This window comes from Metabacillus herbersteinensis, assembly GCF_042433335.1.
Classification (GTDB): Bacteria; Bacillota; Bacilli; order Bacillales; family Bacillaceae; genus Metabacillus; species Metabacillus herbersteinensis.
The window spans coordinates 40,661-56,773 of record NZ_JBHLVO010000032.1; the positions used below are offsets into that span (position 1 = coordinate 40,661).

Annotated in this window: 17 protein-coding genes and 1 rRNA gene; all 18 read left to right on the forward strand. The window is 37.4% G+C overall.

The features are described 5' to 3' along the window. Positions 1-47: 47 nt before the first annotated feature. Complete coding sequence (tilS, locus tag ACFFIX_RS23415; protein ID WP_378938361.1) at positions 48-1,427, forward strand: tRNA lysidine(34) synthetase TilS; 1,380 nt, start codon at positions 48-50, stop codon at positions 1,425-1,427. A gap of 21 nt (positions 1,428-1,448) precedes the next feature. After that, on the forward strand, positions 1,449-1,994 hold the full coding sequence (hpt, locus tag ACFFIX_RS23420; RefSeq protein WP_378938363.1) for a hypoxanthine phosphoribosyltransferase: 546 nt from the start codon (positions 1,449-1,451) through the stop codon (positions 1,992-1,994). A gap of 97 nt (positions 1,995-2,091) precedes the next feature. Further along, positions 2,092-4,020 (forward strand): ATP-dependent zinc metalloprotease FtsH, encoded by a 1,929-nt coding sequence (ftsH, locus tag ACFFIX_RS23425; protein WP_378938365.1) that lies wholly within the window; start codon positions 2,092-2,094, stop codon positions 4,018-4,020. Between the two features lie 154 nt (positions 4,021-4,174). Further along, positions 4,175-4,945, forward strand: coding sequence for a type III pantothenate kinase (locus ACFFIX_RS23430; protein ID WP_378938367.1), 771 nt, complete (start codon positions 4,175-4,177; stop codon positions 4,943-4,945). Between the two features lie 25 nt (positions 4,946-4,970). Further along, the gene (hslO, locus tag ACFFIX_RS23435) at positions 4,971-5,852 is read left to right on the forward strand and encodes an Hsp33 family molecular chaperone HslO (protein ID WP_378938368.1); all 882 of its coding nucleotides are present in this window, start codon (positions 4,971-4,973) and stop codon (positions 5,850-5,852) included. Between the two features lie 20 nt (positions 5,853-5,872). Beyond that, the gene (locus ACFFIX_RS23440) at positions 5,873-6,793 is read left to right on the forward strand and encodes a peptidyl-prolyl cis-trans isomerase (RefSeq protein WP_378938370.1); all 921 of its coding nucleotides are present in this window, start codon (positions 5,873-5,875) and stop codon (positions 6,791-6,793) included. Positions 6,794-6,995: 202 nt separating this feature from the next. Next, positions 6,996-7,919, forward strand: a complete 924-nt coding sequence (gene cysK, locus ACFFIX_RS23445; RefSeq protein ID WP_378938372.1) for a cysteine synthase A — start codon at positions 6,996-6,998, stop codon at positions 7,917-7,919. 166 nt (positions 7,920-8,085) lie between these two features. Beyond that, a complete protein-coding gene (pabB, locus tag ACFFIX_RS23450; protein WP_378938374.1) occupies positions 8,086-9,510 on the forward strand; it encodes an aminodeoxychorismate synthase, component I in 1,425 nt (474 codons plus the stop codon). Positions 9,511-9,515: 5 nt separating this feature from the next. Further along, the gene (gene pabA / locus ACFFIX_RS23455; RefSeq protein ID WP_378938376.1) at positions 9,516-10,103 is read left to right on the forward strand and encodes an aminodeoxychorismate/anthranilate synthase component II; all 588 of its coding nucleotides are present in this window, start codon (positions 9,516-9,518) and stop codon (positions 10,101-10,103) included. Between the two features lie 4 nt (positions 10,104-10,107). Then, entirely contained in the window at positions 10,108-10,971 is an 864-nt protein-coding gene (pabC, locus tag ACFFIX_RS23460; RefSeq protein WP_378938378.1) for an aminodeoxychorismate lyase, read from the forward strand. Positions 10,972-10,984: 13 nt separating this feature from the next. Then, on the forward strand, positions 10,985-11,842 hold the full coding sequence (folP, locus tag ACFFIX_RS23465; RefSeq protein WP_378938399.1) for a dihydropteroate synthase: 858 nt from the start codon (positions 10,985-10,987) through the stop codon (positions 11,840-11,842). After that, complete coding sequence (gene folB, locus ACFFIX_RS23470) at positions 11,835-12,197, forward strand: dihydroneopterin aldolase (protein ID WP_378938401.1); 363 nt, start codon at positions 11,835-11,837, stop codon at positions 12,195-12,197. The genes folP and folB overlap by 8 nt, the downstream gene beginning before the upstream one ends. Beyond that, positions 12,194-12,721, forward strand: coding sequence for a 2-amino-4-hydroxy-6-hydroxymethyldihydropteridine diphosphokinase (gene folK, locus ACFFIX_RS23475; RefSeq protein WP_378938380.1), 528 nt, complete (start codon positions 12,194-12,196; stop codon positions 12,719-12,721). Before folB ends, folK begins: the two co-directional genes overlap by 4 nt. Next, positions 12,673-12,882 (forward strand): helix-turn-helix domain-containing protein, encoded by a 210-nt coding sequence (locus ACFFIX_RS23480; protein WP_378938382.1) that lies wholly within the window; start codon positions 12,673-12,675, stop codon positions 12,880-12,882. Before folK ends, ACFFIX_RS23480 begins: the two co-directional genes overlap by 49 nt. An 18-nt stretch (positions 12,883-12,900) precedes the next feature. After that, positions 12,901-13,902, forward strand: coding sequence for a tRNA dihydrouridine synthase DusB (gene dusB / locus ACFFIX_RS23485; protein WP_378938384.1), 1,002 nt, complete (start codon positions 12,901-12,903; stop codon positions 13,900-13,902). Between the two features lie 115 nt (positions 13,903-14,017). Next, on the forward strand, positions 14,018-15,517 hold the full coding sequence (gene lysS, locus ACFFIX_RS23490; protein WP_378938386.1) for a lysine--tRNA ligase: 1,500 nt from the start codon (positions 14,018-14,020) through the stop codon (positions 15,515-15,517). Between the two features lie 57 nt (positions 15,518-15,574). Further along, a complete protein-coding gene (locus tag ACFFIX_RS23495) occupies positions 15,575-15,745 on the forward strand; it encodes a hypothetical protein (RefSeq protein ID WP_378938388.1) in 171 nt (56 codons plus the stop codon). Positions 15,746-16,046: 301 nt separating this feature from the next. Then, positions 16,047-16,113 (forward strand): 16S ribosomal RNA (locus ACFFIX_RS23500); the annotation flags it as partial.

The following is a 16,113-nucleotide window of genomic DNA, read 5'->3' on the forward strand; positions in this document are numbered from 1 at the left end:
AGGATGTTAATTTCAATGTCATATGAACTGCAAATGAAGGAGTCAACGTGGAAAAATTCCATTTGTTTGTTAATAAACACGAATCCTTATTAAGGTACTCGGTAGTTGTTGTCGGTGTTTCTGGAGGTCCGGATTCACTCGCACTTCTCCATCAATTCCTGAAAATAAGGAAAAAGCTTCAATTGACAATTATCGCAGCACATTTGGATCATATGTTTAGAGGGAAGCAATCTGAAAGTGAAATGATATTTGTTCAACAGTTTTGTGAAAGACACGACATTTCCTGTGAAACGAAGCAAATTCATGTAGCTGCTTATGCTGATAAGTTCAATTTAAGCACGCAAGCTGCAGCAAGAACATGTCGATACGACTTTTTTAAAGAAATCATGGTGAAACATAATGCGGGAGTTTTAGCGTTAGGTCATCATGGTGATGATCAAGTGGAAACAATCTTAATGAGGTTAGTACGTGGGAGCATTGGGTCCGCACTTGCTGGGATACCAGCAAAACGAAAATTTGATACTGGAACAATCATTAGGCCCTTCCTTTCCTTATCGAAAGATCAACTTTTGGATTATTGCCATGTACATAATTTAAATCCTAGATTTGATCCAAGCAATGAGAAATTAGATTATACAAGAAATCGATTTAGAAAGCGTGTCCTGCCTTTTTTAAAAGAAGAGAATCCACTCGTTCACGCTCGTTTTCAGTATTTTAGTGAAACAACTTTAGAAGACGAGATGTACTTACAGGAATTAACGAAGGAAAAGATGAATACAGTATTGAAAAGAAAAGAAAAGCAAGAGGTAGAAATAGACACGGAGCTGTTTTGTGACCTACCTTTGCCTTTACAAAGAAGAGGGATTCAACTAATATTAAACTATCTTTACGAAAACATTCCATCTTCGCTTTCTTCAATACATATTGAGGGTTTACAGACGTTGCTCTCGCGTGAACACCCTTCCGGTTCACTTGATTACCCAGGTGGTCTAAAAGTGATCAAATCTTATCAACTATGTTTGTTTACTTTTGAGCATAAGCAATTCGAGCCCTATTGTTACACACTCGAAATTCCTTCTATGCTCAATCTTCCAAATGGGTATATCATTAAAAGTGACATCGAAAAAAATATTCACGAAAAAAATGGGAATCATACATTTATTATCAATCGTAGCTTTTTGACTGGGCCCCTACTAATTCGAACGAGAAAACCAGGGGACAAAATCAAAGTAAAGGGCATGAACGGGACGAAAAAGGTAAAAGATATATTTATTGATGAAAAAGTCCCATTGCATAGCCGGAGCTTGTGGCCGATTGTAGAAGATGGAAATGGGAATATTCTATGGATTCCTAGTCTTAAAAAGTCCATCTTTGAGGGTGGTGAAGGCGAAGATGACTACGTTGTTTTACACTATAAGAAGCACTGATCTTCTAGGGGGCACTGGTTTATGAAACAAGATATTGAAAAAATCTTAGTTACTGAAGAACAAATTCGTGAGAAGGTAAAAGAGTTGGGTCTACTCTTAACTGAAGAATACAATGATCGTTTTCCACTAGTGATTGGCGTGTTAAAAGGTGCAATGCCTTTTATGGGAGATCTTATTAAATATGTTGATACATACTTGGAAATGGATTTTATGGACGTTTCAAGCTATGGAACATCAACTGTTTCTTCTGGTGAAGTGAAAATCCTAAAGGACTTAGATACTTCTGTTGAAGGTAGAGATATTTTAATTATTGAAGACATAATTGACAGTGGACTTACATTAAGCTATCTCGTAAAGCTTTTCCGTTATCGAAAAGCAAAATCAATCAAGATTGTTACTTTATTAGATAAACCAACAGGCCGTAAAGCAGATATTAAAGCAGATTATGTTGGCTTTGAAGTTCCAGACGAATTTGTTGTTGGCTACGGATTAGACTATATAGAAAGATATCGAAATCTTCCTTATATAGGCGTTTTAAAACCAGAAATTTATCAAAGTAAAGAATGAAGAGTACATAGATGATGAATGGGCTAATATGTTGTATTGGAATGATTTTCTATGATACTATTGAAAATAGTTTTGTTACTGTGGGAGGAGGTAAGGAATGAATCGGATCTTCCGTAATACCATATTTTATTTACTTATATTTCTAGTCGTTATAGGGGTTGTTAGCTTCTTTAATGGGAGTAGCCCAAAAACAGAGCAGATGACTTACAGCACTTTCATTTCTAACTTAGAAAAGGGAGATGTTAAAGAAATAACCGTTCGACCTGTTCGGGGTGTTTTTGAAGTAACAGGTCAATTAAAGAACTATGGTGAAGAAGAGTATTTTATTACACACATTCCAACCGAACAAGGATTGGACCGTGTCGATAAAGCAGCTGGTGAAAACAACATCGAGATTGTTGAAGTTGCGCCAGCAGAACAAACAAGTGGTTGGGTGACGTTCTTTACGTCAATTATTCCTTTCGTTATCATCTTTATTTTATTCTTCTTCTTGCTTAACCAAGCACAAGGCGGCGGAAGCCGAGTAATGAACTTTGGTAAAAGTAAAGCGAAGTTATATAGTGAAGAAAAGAAGAAAGTGAAGTTTAAGGATGTAGCAGGTGCAGATGAAGAGAAGCAGGAATTAATAGAGGTTGTCGAATTCTTGAAAGATCCTCGAAAATTCACTGAGCTAGGTGCGAGAATACCTAAAGGGATATTACTGGTAGGTCCTCCTGGTACAGGTAAAACATTGTTAGCAAGAGCTGTAGCGGGTGAATCGGGAGTCCCATTCTTCTCTATAAGCGGTTCTGATTTCGTTGAGATGTTCGTCGGCGTCGGTGCTTCCCGTGTACGTGATCTCTTTGAAAATGCTAAGAAAAATGCTCCATGTATTATTTTCATAGATGAAATTGATGCAGTTGGTCGTCAACGTGGTGCTGGTTTAGGTGGAGGTCATGATGAACGTGAGCAAACACTAAATCAATTACTCGTTGAAATGGATGGTTTTGGTGCAAATGAAGGAATCATTATGGTTGCTGCAACGAACAGACCAGATGTACTAGATCCAGCATTGTTACGCCCAGGTCGTTTTGATCGTCAAATTACAGTAGATCGTCCTGATGTAATTGGTCGTGAAGCAGTATTAAAAGTACACTCACGCAACAAGCCGTTAGATGAATCAGTTGATTTAAAGGCAGTTGCGGCACGTACTCCTGGTTTTTCGGGTGCAGATCTTGAAAACTTGTTGAACGAAGCCGCACTTGTTGCTGCTCGTCATGATAAAAAGAAAGTCGATATGTTAGATATTGATGAAGCAACAGATCGCGTAATTGCAGGACCAGCTAAGAAATCACGTGTGATATCTAAGAAAGAACGTAACATTGTTGCGTATCATGAAGCAGGTCACGTTATCATTGGGGTCGTCTTAGACGAAGCCGACATCGTTCATAAAGTGACAATTGTACCTCGAGGGCAAGCAGGTGGGTATGCTGTTATGCTTCCAAAAGAAGATCGCTACTTTATGACAAAACCTGAACTATTAGATAAAATCACTGGGTTACTCGGTGGACGTGTAGCTGAAGAATTAGTCTTTGGTGAAGCGAGCACAGGTGCTCATAATGACTTCCAACGTGCAACTGGGATTGCAAGAAAAATGGTAACCGAATATGGAATGAGTGAAAAACTTGGACCACTTCAATTTGGTCATGCTCAAGGCGGACAGGTGTTCCTAGGTCGTGATATTCATAACGAGCAGAACTATAGTGACGCAATTGCATATGAAATTGACATGGAAATCCAACGTTTTATTAAGGAATGCTTTGAACGTGCGAAGCAAATTCTTACAGAAAACCGCGAAAAACTTGAATTAATTGCTCAAACATTACTTAAAGTCGAAACATTAGATGCGAAACAAATTGCACATCTGGTAGAAACGGGTAAATTACCAGATCGAATTGTAGAAGTTTCAAGTGATGATGATCGCCAAGAGGATGTAAAGGTAAACATTCAATCGAAAAAAGATGAAGAAAAACCAACAGAACAATAATTACTTACCGCCGACTAGTATTTACTAGTTGGCGTTTTTTTCATTAATCTTAGGATATGATAAGTGTCTATTCACTCATTGTTTTTATTTTATGATAAAATGGTTGCAGAATGTTTTTAACAAGATATGAGAAACTATTAAAGTGGTGATGGCGATGATATTAGTGTTGGATGTTGGGAATACAAATACCGTTCTTGGTGTGTATGAAGGAGATAAACTTAAGCACCACTGGCGTTTTGAAACGAGTCGGAATAAGACAGAAGATGAATTTGGTATGATGATTAAAAGTCTTTTTGAACATGCCGAGCTCTCATTCCGTCATATTAAGGGCATTATTATCTCATCTGTTGTACCTCCAATTATGTTTGCGCTAGAAAGAATGTGTGTGAAGTACTTTGGCATAAAGCCTTTAATTGTTGGACCAGGAATTAAAACAGGATTAAACATTAAATATGAGAACCCTCGTGAAGTTGGGGCAGATCGAATTGTAAACGCTGTTGCAGGAATACAGTTATATGGAAGCCCATTAATCATTGTTGATTTTGGGACAGCTACAACTTACTGCTACATAAATGAATATAAACAATACATGGGTGGAGCTATTGCGCCAGGTATTAATATTTCAACAGAAGCTCTTTATTCAAGGGCAGCGAAATTACCAAGAATTGAGATTGCACGACCAGACGATATCATTGGCAAAAATACTGTTAGTGCGATGCAAGCTGGTATTTTATATGGGTATGTTGGACAAGTTGAGGGAATAGTCAATCGGATGAAAAGTCAAGCTAGTATAGAACCGAAAGTTATTGCAACTGGTGGGTTAGCTTCATTAATTGCAGAGGAATCAAATTGTATTGAATTAGTTGACTCATTTTTAACTTTAAAGGGATTACAGCTTATTTATCAACGAAATACCACATCATGAGGTTTCCTTAAAAGGAGTAGATAAAGTGGATTATCTAGTTAAAGCATTAGCGTACGATGATCAAGTTCGTGCGTATGCAACAGTTACATCAGATACAATTTCTGAAGCACAAAGACGACATCAAACATGGCCAACAGCATCCGCAGCATTAGGTAGAGCAATGACTGCGGGTGTTATGCTCGGATCAATGATAAAAGGTGATGCCAAATTAACAATTAAAGTTGAAGGTGGCGGACCAATTGGTACAATTTTAGTTGACAGTAATTCAAAAGGAGAAGTTCGTGGATATGTAACGAACCCTCAAATTCACTTCGATTTAAATGATAAAGGGAAATTAGATGTGGCAAGAGCCGTTGGAACCACTGGTACATTAAGCATAGTTAAAGACCTCGGGTTAAAGGATCATTTTTCAGGACAAGTACCAATTGTTTCAGGTGAGCTAGGAGAAGATTTTACGTACTATTTAGTTTCGTCTGAACAAGTTCCTTCATCTGTTGGTGTCGGAGTACTGGTTAACCCTGATAATACGATATTAGCTGCTGGTGGGTTTATCATTCAGCTTCTACCGGGAACAAGCGATGAAACAATCACAAAAATTGAAAATCGGCTAAATAAGATAGAACCAATTTCAAAATTAATTCAAAAAGGATTAACACCTGAAGAAATTCTTTATGAAGTATTAGGAAAAGAGAATGTAAAGCTTCTTGATAAACACCCTGTTCGTTTTGACTGTCCTTGCTCAAGAGAACGAATTGAGCATGCTATTTTAAGTTTAGGCGGGGAAGAAATTCAATCAATGATTGATGAGGACGGCAAGGCAGAAGCACAGTGCCATTTTTGCAATGAACTTTATCATTTTACAAAAGATGATTTGGAAGAGATAAAAAAAGAAGCTTCCAGTCAATAAGGTTTTAGGAGTTGGAGAAGTTGAGTGGGAGAACACTGTGGCCAATTATTTTTGGTCTAGTCATTATAAATTGTTTTACAATTGGTTTCTTTTTATCAAAGGATCAAGCTATTCCGGTAAGTTCAAGTCAAACAGATCCAATCGATGAAGAAATTGCGACAGTTGGGGATACGAAAATTACTCGTGAACAATGGCTTGCAGAACTTGAAAATCGATTCGGTAAAGAAACACTTGAGGAACTGATCAACGTAAAAGTCGTTGAGGAGCTTGCAAAAAAATACAAACTTACTGTAATAGATGAGGTTATTGATCGTGAGCTAACAATGTTTAAATCAATGTATAACTCATTTGATAACGAACAATTTGGTGATGAAGCCAAATGGAGGGATCAAATACGTTACAGCATTTTGCTAGAAGAGTTGCTAACGAGAGATGTACAGGTAAGTGATGAAGAATTAAAGAAATTCTATGAAAGCAATCAGGATTTATACCGTATCGAAGACATGTTTCGCCTGTCTCATATTGTTGTAAAAACGGAAGCTGAAGCATTAAATGTTGTTGAAGAATTAGAAGGTGGATCAAGCTTCGAAGCCTTAGCTCTGGAGAAGTCAATCGATGAGTTTTCTTCGAATGAAGGTGGCGAGATTGGGTTCGTTTCACAGAAAAATGAGTATGTTCCTGAACAATACTTAGAAGCGGCAGCTCAGCTAAATGAGAATGAGCTTAGTAAGCCAATAAAGGTAGAGACAGGATTTGCAGTTATCCTTCTACACGAGAAACTAAAAGGAGTATCTTATCCTTTTGAAGAAGTCAAAGGCCAAATACGTCGTCAAATTGCACTAGAACAAATGTCAGGTTCAGTTTCAGTTGAACCACTTTGGGAAGAAATTGGCGTAACTTGGTTTTATGGGAATAAAGGGGACACTCAAGAAGAGAATTAAGTAATGATTGAAATCAACTGTTCTAAACATTAGTTGTTCACAAAGACTGCTTTAAAATAGAGGGATTTACAGATTTTTTGTAAATCTCTTTTGGGATAAGTAAATGGCAATAATTCAGCTATATTAATTGACAATTCTAAAAATAATTGCTACATTTTATATAATACCTATAAAAATACTCGGGAATAAAGGTGGTTTTTTAATGGCACGCGTAGCAAATTCGATTCATGAATTAATTGGCGACACTCCAATTGTTAAATTAAACCGTATGGTTGAAGAAAACAGTGCAGATGTTTACTTGAAATTAGAATTTATGAACCCAGGTAGCAGTGTTAAGGATCGTATAGCGCTTGCAATGATTGAGGCTGCTGAAAAAAAGGGCGACTTAAAGCCAGGAGATACAATTATTGAACCTACTAGTGGAAATACAGGAATTGGCCTCGCGATGGTTGCAGCTGCTAAGGGCATAAAAGCAATTTTAGTTATGCCAGATACAATGAGTATGGAACGAAGAAATCTATTAAGAGCTTACGGAGCAGAATTAATTCTTACTCCTGGTGCAGAGGGCATGGGAGGAGCAATTCGTAAATCTGAAGAACTTTCGAAAGAACACGGTTATTTTATGCCACAACAATTTAAGAACGAAGCAAATCCTGAGGTTCATCGATTAACGACTGGTGAAGAAATCGTTCGACAAATGGGCGATCAATTAGATGCTTTCGTTTCTGGTATTGGAACAGGTGGTACGATTACCGGTGCTGGAGATGTTTTGAAAGAAAAGTACCCAGAAATCAAAATTGTAGCTGTTGAACCGACAGACTCACCGATTCTATCTGGTGGTAAGCCAGGTCCACATAAAATTCAAGGAATTGGCGCAGGATTTATTCCAGATATTTTAAATACAAAAATCTATGACGAAATTGTCTTGGTAAAAAATGAAGAGGCCTTTGAGTATGCACGAAGAGCAGCACGAGAAGAAGGAATTCTTGGTGGAATTTCCTCAGGTGCCGCCATTTATGCAGCTTTAGAAGTTGCTAAAAAACTTGGTAAAGGAAAAAAAGTATTGGCAATCATTCCAAGTAATGGTGAACGTTATTTAAGTACTCCACTATACCAATTCGAGTAAAGCAAAAAAACAGTCTAAGGACTGTTTTTTTTCGTTAAAATAGACTATATCTCTAATAGATCCAATAATACCTGTCTACTTGATTAAATTAACAACGATTTCATTATGGTATCTCTCTCGTATTTATGTAAAATGAAAGTATGAGTATTTAAGGAGAGGGTACGGAATGCAGCAGAGAAGAACACCTTTCAGTCTAAAAGTAAACTACGAAATTGATTTTTTTAAACAATATCAATATCTAGCGCAAAATGAAACATACCATGCTTTTTTAGAAAGTGGTAGAGGTGGACGGTATAGTATCGCTGGTATAAAACCAATTGCAATTGCCAAGGGAAAAGACGAAGAATTAGTAGTTAGGCATCATGATATACAAAAGACTTTTCTCGGAAATCCACTAGACTCTTTTCAAGAGTGGTTTCAGCAGTTTAGTACGATAAATGATCCAAAGCTTCCCGACTTTCAAGGAGGTGCGATTGGATTTTTAAGCTATGATTGTGTTCGCTATTTTGAAAAATTGCCTAATCTAGCAGAGGATGACTTACAAACACCTGACTTGTATTTTATGATTTTTGATGATGTTGCGATCTATGATCATCAGGAGTCTGTATTGTGGCTAATTACGCATACCTATAATGATGATGAAAAAAGTGCAGCTTATGATAAACTTAATGGTATGAAAGCGGAGTGGACAAGTGCAACACAAGTTAATGTATTAACAAGCTTAGATACACCTTCTATTCAAATGAAGAAGCAACTAGCATTTACTGAAAAGACATTTATGCATGCTGTAGAGAAGATCAAAAGCTACATTGCACAAGGTGATGTGTTTCAAATAAATCTATCTGTACGTCAAGACTTTCCTTTAACGAGCGACCCAATGAAGATTTATGAAGCATTAAGAATGATTAATCCTTCTCCGTATATGGGGTATTTAAATTTTCCGGAATTTCAACTAGTTAGTAGTTCACCTGAGCTGCTTGTGAAGAAACAAGGAAAAAACGTCAGCACAAGGCCAATCGCGGGCACGCGTTCTAGAGGTAGAGACGAACATCATGATCAACAGCTAGCGAATGAGCTTATTCAAAATGAGAAAGAACGAGCAGAACACGTTATGCTTGTAGATCTTGAAAGGAACGACTTAGGAAGAGTTTGTGGATACGGTACAGTTCATGTGAATGAGTTCATGGTCATCGAAAAGTACTCCCATGTTATGCATATTGTCTCAAATGTTGAAGGACAACTAAGAGATGACTGTACCTATGCTGAACTAATAAAAGCAACGTTTCCTGGGGGAACAATAACAGGTGCTCCAAAAGTAAGAACGATGCAAATTATTGAAGAGTTAGAACCTACACGACGTGGTATATATACAGGTTCAATTGGCTGGATAGGGTTTAATGGAGACACAGAGCTAAACATTATCATTCGAACGCTTTTAGCCAAAGACGGTGTTGGGTATGTTCAATCTGGTGCAGGAATTGTCATTGATTCAAACCCTGAGCACGAATATAAAGAATCTTTAAAAAAAGCAAAAGCAATGATGAAAGCAGTTGAGTTAAGTTCAGAAGAGAAAATATTAAGCTTGAGGTGAGCGTAGTGATATTAATGATCGATAATTATGATTCTTTTACATTTAATTTAGTACAGTATTTAGGTGAACTTGGAGAAGAGCTCGTTGTTAAGAGAAATGATGAAATAACAATTGAAGAAATTGAGCAGATGAAACCTGACTTTTTAATGATATCTCCGGGGCCTTGTAGTCCAAATGAGGCGGGAATTAGCTTGGAAGCGATAAAGCATTTTGCAGGGGTTATTCCAATCTTCGGTGTATGTCTAGGGCATCAATCAATCGCACAAGTCTTCGGAGGGGATGTTGTCCGCGCAGAAAGACTTATGCACGGAAAAACATCGGAAATTCATCATAATGAAAAAACAATTTTTGAAAACATGGATAATCCTTTTACCGCTACAAGATACCACTCTTTAATTGTAAAGAAGGAAACACTACCAGATTGCTTAGAAGTAACTGCATGGACAAAAGATGATGAAATTATGGCAATCAGACATAAGACGCTGCCGGTAGAAGGTGTGCAGTTTCATCCCGAATCTATTATGACGTCTTTTGGTAAGGAGCTATTGAAAAACTTTATTACTCGATACCGACATTTAGAAAAGAGCGTATAAAACAGTGTATATCTATTTAAACTCTGAATTTGTTAAAGCGTCAGAAGCGAGGATTTCTCCTTTTGATCATGGCTTTTTATATGGAATGGGTGTTTTTGAAACGTTTAGGGTATATCAGGGCTTTCCATTTTTATTAAATGATCATCTTACACGTCTTCATCAGTCGCTGGTAGAACTAAACATCCCTATTGAATTAGAAATGAATGAGGTAAGAAGGGTTATTGCGGAACTCATCCAATTAAATAACCTGGAAGATCAAGACATTTCAATCCGGTTAAATGTTTCTGCAGGAGTTGGCAGGGTTGGTCATCTTAATGAAACGTATGAAGCACCGAGTGTCATTTACTATGTAAGACCAGCCCCTCATCTAACTGACCAAACAGAAATAAAAGCGACCTTATTAAAAATAAACCGAAATACTCCAGAAGGAGACTATCGTTTAAAATCCCATCACTATTTAAATAATATTCTAGGGAAACGCGAGCTTCAGGGACATTTAAGTGATGAAGGCATTTTTTTAACAAAGGAAGGATTTGTAGCCGAAGGAATCGTCTCAAATATTTTCTGGGTTAAAGATAATAAGGTTTATACACCATCTGTTCACACTGGAATATTAAATGGGATCACGAGACAATTTGTCATGAAGTGTCTTACTAAGCATAACATCTCAGTTTATGAAGGATTCTATACAAGAGAAGAATTACTAAATGCGGATGAGGTGTTTCTTACGAATTCAGGTCAAGAGGTGTTAGCTGTAAAAATGGTTGATGATGTTCCTTTCTACGGGAGAAATGGTGAGGTAACACATACCCTTCAAAAGATGTACGCACAATATCATCAAAGATTATTGAGTATAAATGAGTTATAAAGGATTGAGTAAATTGGAAGCCACTAGACTAAAAGATAAAGACTTGCTGAGATGGAATGGTTATACATTAGATTTTAGTGAAAAAACATATGTAATGGGAATTTTAAACTTAACACCAGACTCATTTTCTGATGGTGGAAAGTATGCAGACTTAGAGAAGGCAATTCTTCACTCGAAAGAAATGATCGAACATGGAGCAGATATCATTGATGTTGGTGGAGAATCTACGAGACCTGGTGCAGAATTAGTAGATCTTGAGGAAGAACTTTTACGGGTTGTTCCTGTTATCTCAAGGCTATCAAAGGAAATTGATAAACCAATATCTATTGATACGTATAAAGCTGAAGTGGCTAGACAAGCGATTGAAGCGGGTGCTTCTATCATTAATGACATCTGGGGAGCAAAAGCAGATCCAGAAATGCCAAAAGTTGCAGCAGAGTATGAGGTCCCAATTATTCTCATGCACAACCGCCACAAACGCGATTATAAAGATCTAATACCAGATATGATCGCAGACCTAATGGAATCTGTAGAGATTGTAAAAGCAGCCGGTGTAAAAGAAGATAAAATCATTTTAGATCCAGGGATTGGTTTTGCTAAATCAATCGTCGAAAATATAGAGGTCATGAGAAATTTGAAAGCTTTTACTTCTCTTGGCTATCCTGTTCTATTAGGAACTTCTAGAAAAACTTTTATTGGACAGGTGCTAGATCTACCCGCACCTGAACGGATGGAAGGAACGGGTGCTACTATTTGTTTAGGTATTGAAAAAGGATGTGATATCATTCGAGTACATGATGTTCTAGAAATGTCGAGGATGTCGAGGATGATGGATGCAATGATTGGTAAGGGAGGAGTTCAAAATCGATAAAATTATTGTAAAAGGCATGGAATTTTACGGCTATCATGGTGTTTTTAAAGAAGAAAATAAGTTGGGTCAAAGATTTCGAGTAGACCTGGTTGTTGAATTGGACTTGAAACTGGCAGGAGAAACGGATGCTTTGGAGCACACAGTCAATTATGGTGAATTATATAAGTTAACAAAAGAAATTGTTGAAGGTAAGACCTATAAATTAGTCGAAGCAGTAGCAGAGAAAATTACAAATACAATCTTGGAGAACTTTGATCCTGTTCAGAACGTTACGGTTACCTTAATTAAGCCTGATCCGCCAATTCCTGGGCATTACGAGCATGTAGCCGTCGAGATCAAAAGAGGTAGAACATGAATAATGAAGCATACCTTGCTCTCGGTTCAAACATGGGCGACCGAGAGTTATATTTAAAAAATGCACTCATTTCTTTATCTAATAATTCTTCTATTGAAATTGTAAATATTTCCTCAATTTATGAAACAGACCCAGTTGGTTATACAGATCAAAGTGAGTTTTTAAACATGGTCATCCATATAAAGACTGATTTAACAGCGTTTGAACTGTTAAAAGTCACTCAGACGATCGAAAAAAAACTTGAGCGAAAACGTGATGTCGAATGGGGTCCGCGGACTTTAGACCTTGACATTTTACTATATAATCATGAGAATATTGAAACAGAACAGTTAATTGTTCCACATCCAAGAATGTTTGAACGTTCTTTTGTGTTAGTTCCTTTATTCGAATTGAATTCAAATGCCGTGAATCCGACCACAGAAGTACTGGTTTCGGTTATAATAGAGCAACTATCAGATAAAAAAGGAGTACGAATATGGAAGCAGAAAAATGGGGAAGACGTATTCGCGCTTACAGAAAGCTAAAGGGGTACACCCAAGAAAGTTTCGCAAAAGATCTTGGTGTTTCTGTTTCTGTGTTAGGTGAAGTAGAAAGAGGAAATCGACTACCGAGTGAACAGTTTATTCAAGATGTGGCAAAAGCACTAAATGTCACAATTGAGGAATTAACTCCAGAAGGAAATTGAAGAATTGGAGGTTATAAAATGTTTAAAATAGGTGATATTGAGTTGAAAAATAAAGTTGTTCTAGCTCCAATGGCTGGAGTGTGTAACGCTGCATTTCGACTCACAGTGAAGGAATTTGGTGCGGGATTAGTTTGTGCTGAAATGGTTAGCGATAAGGCAATTCTTTACAATAACGCAAAAACCATGGGTATGCTTTACATTGACGAGCGAGAAAAGCCACTAAGTTTGCAAATCTTTGGTGGTGAAAAGGAAACTTTAGTAGAAGCAGCACGTTTTGTAGATAAAAACACAACTGCTGATATTATTGATATTAATATGGGTTGTCCGGTTCCTAAGATTACAAAATGCGATGCGGGAGCTAAATGGTTACTCGACCCGAATAAAATCTATGATATGGTTTCGGCTGTTGTCGAAGCAGTAGATAAACCTGTAACAGTTAAGATGCGAATGGGGTGGGACGAAGAACATATTTTTGCTGTAAAAAACGCACAAGCTGTTGAACGTGCTGGAGGTAAAGCGGTCGCATTACATGGTCGAACTCGTGTTCAAATGTATGAGGGAACTGCAAACTGGGATATCATTAAAGAAGTAAAGCAATCTGTGAAAATACCTGTGATTGGCAATGGAGATATCCAAGCTCCTCAAGATGCTAAACGTATGTTGGATCACACAGGGGTAGATGGTGTGATGATTGGTCGTGCAGCACTAGGTAACCCATGGATGATTTACAGAACGGTGAAGTATTTAGAAACAGGTGAACTAATAGATGAGCCGAATGTTCGTAATAAGATGGATGTTTGCAAACTCCACTTGGATCGATTGATTGCATTGAAAAATGAAGACATTGCAGTTCGTGAAATGAGAAAGCATGCAGCCTGGTACCTAAAAGGAATTAGAGGAAATGCGAAGGCAAGAAATGCAATTAACTTGATGAATACAAGAAGTGAATTCATTTCACTAATTGATGAATTTGTTGAAGAAGTCGAAGCAAGACAAGAGAATACGAGCAAAGTAGTCTAACTACCAAGCTCTTAATACGCACCGAATGAAATCATTATGACAAGTTGCCTATACTGCCAGTTGTTGCTGGCAGTTTTCTGCTTTTCTATTAAACAAAAGGATGGAGATGTTTTACATGAGTCACGAAGAATTGAATCAAGAAGAGTTAAGTGATCAAATAAAGGTTAGACGCGAGAAACTACATACGTTAAGAGAAAGAGGACTAGATCCTTTCGGTAAAAGATATGAAAGATCTCATCAAACATTAGATATTACCTCTGCATATCAGGAAGTCTCTAAAGAAGAACTCGAAGAACAGGATATTACGGTAACATTAGCCGGCAGAATTATGACAAAACGCGGAAAAGGCAAAGCGGGTTTTGCGAACATCCAAGACTTATCCGGTCAAATTCAAATCTATGTGCGTAAAGATGGAGTAGGCGAAGAACAGTATGAAACCTTCAATACAGCTGACCTAGGTGACTTGGTAGGTGTAACAGGTGTTATCTTTAAAACGAAAGTCGGGGAACTCTCAGTAAAAGTAACATCTTTTGACTTGCTCACAAAATCACTACGTCCACTTCCTGACAAATTTCATGGATTAAAAGACATTGAACAACGCTATCGTCAAAGATATCTAGACTTAATTATGAGTCCTGAGAGCAAAAACACATTTATTACCCGTAGTAGAATTATTCAGTCAATGCGCCGATACTTGGATGACCAAGGCTATTTAGAAGTAGAAACACCTACTATGCATTCAATTCCAGGTGGAGCGTCTGCACGTCCATTCGTAACGCATCACAATGCACTAGATATGCCATTATATATGCGAATTGCAATTGAACTGCATTTAAAGAGATTAATTGTCGGAGGATTAGAGAAGGTCTATGAAATTGGACGTGTGTTTCGTAACGAAGGGATTTCAACAAGGCATAACCCTGAATTCACTATGATTGAATTATACGAAGCTTATGCTGATTACAAGGACATTATGAAACTAACTGAAAATGTTATTGCACATATAGCTAAGGAAGTCCTAGGAACAACAACTGTAAAATACGGTGAATATGAAGTGAATCTAGAGCCTGAATGGACAAGATTACACATGGTTGACGCCATTAAAGAAAACTGTGGTGCTGACTTCTGGAAAGAGATGACCATTGAAGAAGCGCGCCAACTAGCAAAAGATCATAATGTAGAAATTACTGCACATATGCAATATGGACATATTGTTAATGAGTTCTTTGAGCAAAAGGTCGAGGAAACTCTCATTCAGCCAACGTTTATTTATGGACATCCTTTAGAGATATCCCCTTTGGCTAAGAAAAATGAAGAAGATCCTCGATTTACGGATCGATTCGAGTTGTTCATTGTAGCTCGTGAGCACGCAAATGCCTTCACGGAGTTAAATGATCCTATTGATCAAAAAGAACGGTTTGAAGCACAGTTAAAAGAAAGAGAACAAGGTAACGATGAAGCACATCCAATGGACGAAGATTTTATTGAAGCGCTAGAGTATGGAATGCCACCAACAGGTGGATTAGGGATTGGTATCGATCGTCTAGTTATGCTTTTAACAAATTCTCCATCCATTCGTGACGTGTTATTATTTCCACAAATGAGAAACCGATAGGCCTGTTTTTTGCTTAATGCAAAAAAGTAGGTACTGTAGTAGTTTGGGGATTTGCCTTTGAGTGGTTTTCATGAGGAGTTTTTTGTTGTGGCGGTGGTCTTTTTTAAAACAGGCTATTCTCGTAAGACCAACCAAGTCAATAAATTCTTATATACAAAAGGTGTGCTAAATCTATTGCTGATTTCGCACACCTTTTTGCCTTATGATGAAGTGGCTATAACTCTCTAGCATTAGGAAATATTAAAGTATTGGGATCTCAAAAAGTTTTTTAAAAAAGTACTTGCTAATCTTAATCTGCGATGGTATATTTGAATACGTTGCTGAAAAACGGCGACGAAACGCTTTGAAAAAAATAATAAAAAAACATTGACCTTATGACGAACTTTATGTTATATTGGTAAAGTCGCCTCAGAGCGAAGATGATCTTTGAAAACTAAACAAAACCAAGCGTGCCAACGTTGATTTAATCAACAAAGCAACAAAGTTTTTTCGCGCATTCGTGTGCAAAAGAAGAGCTAGTCAAACAATCTTATTGGAGAGTTTGATCCTGGCTCAGGACGAACGCTGGCGGCGTGCCTAATACATGCAAGTCGAGC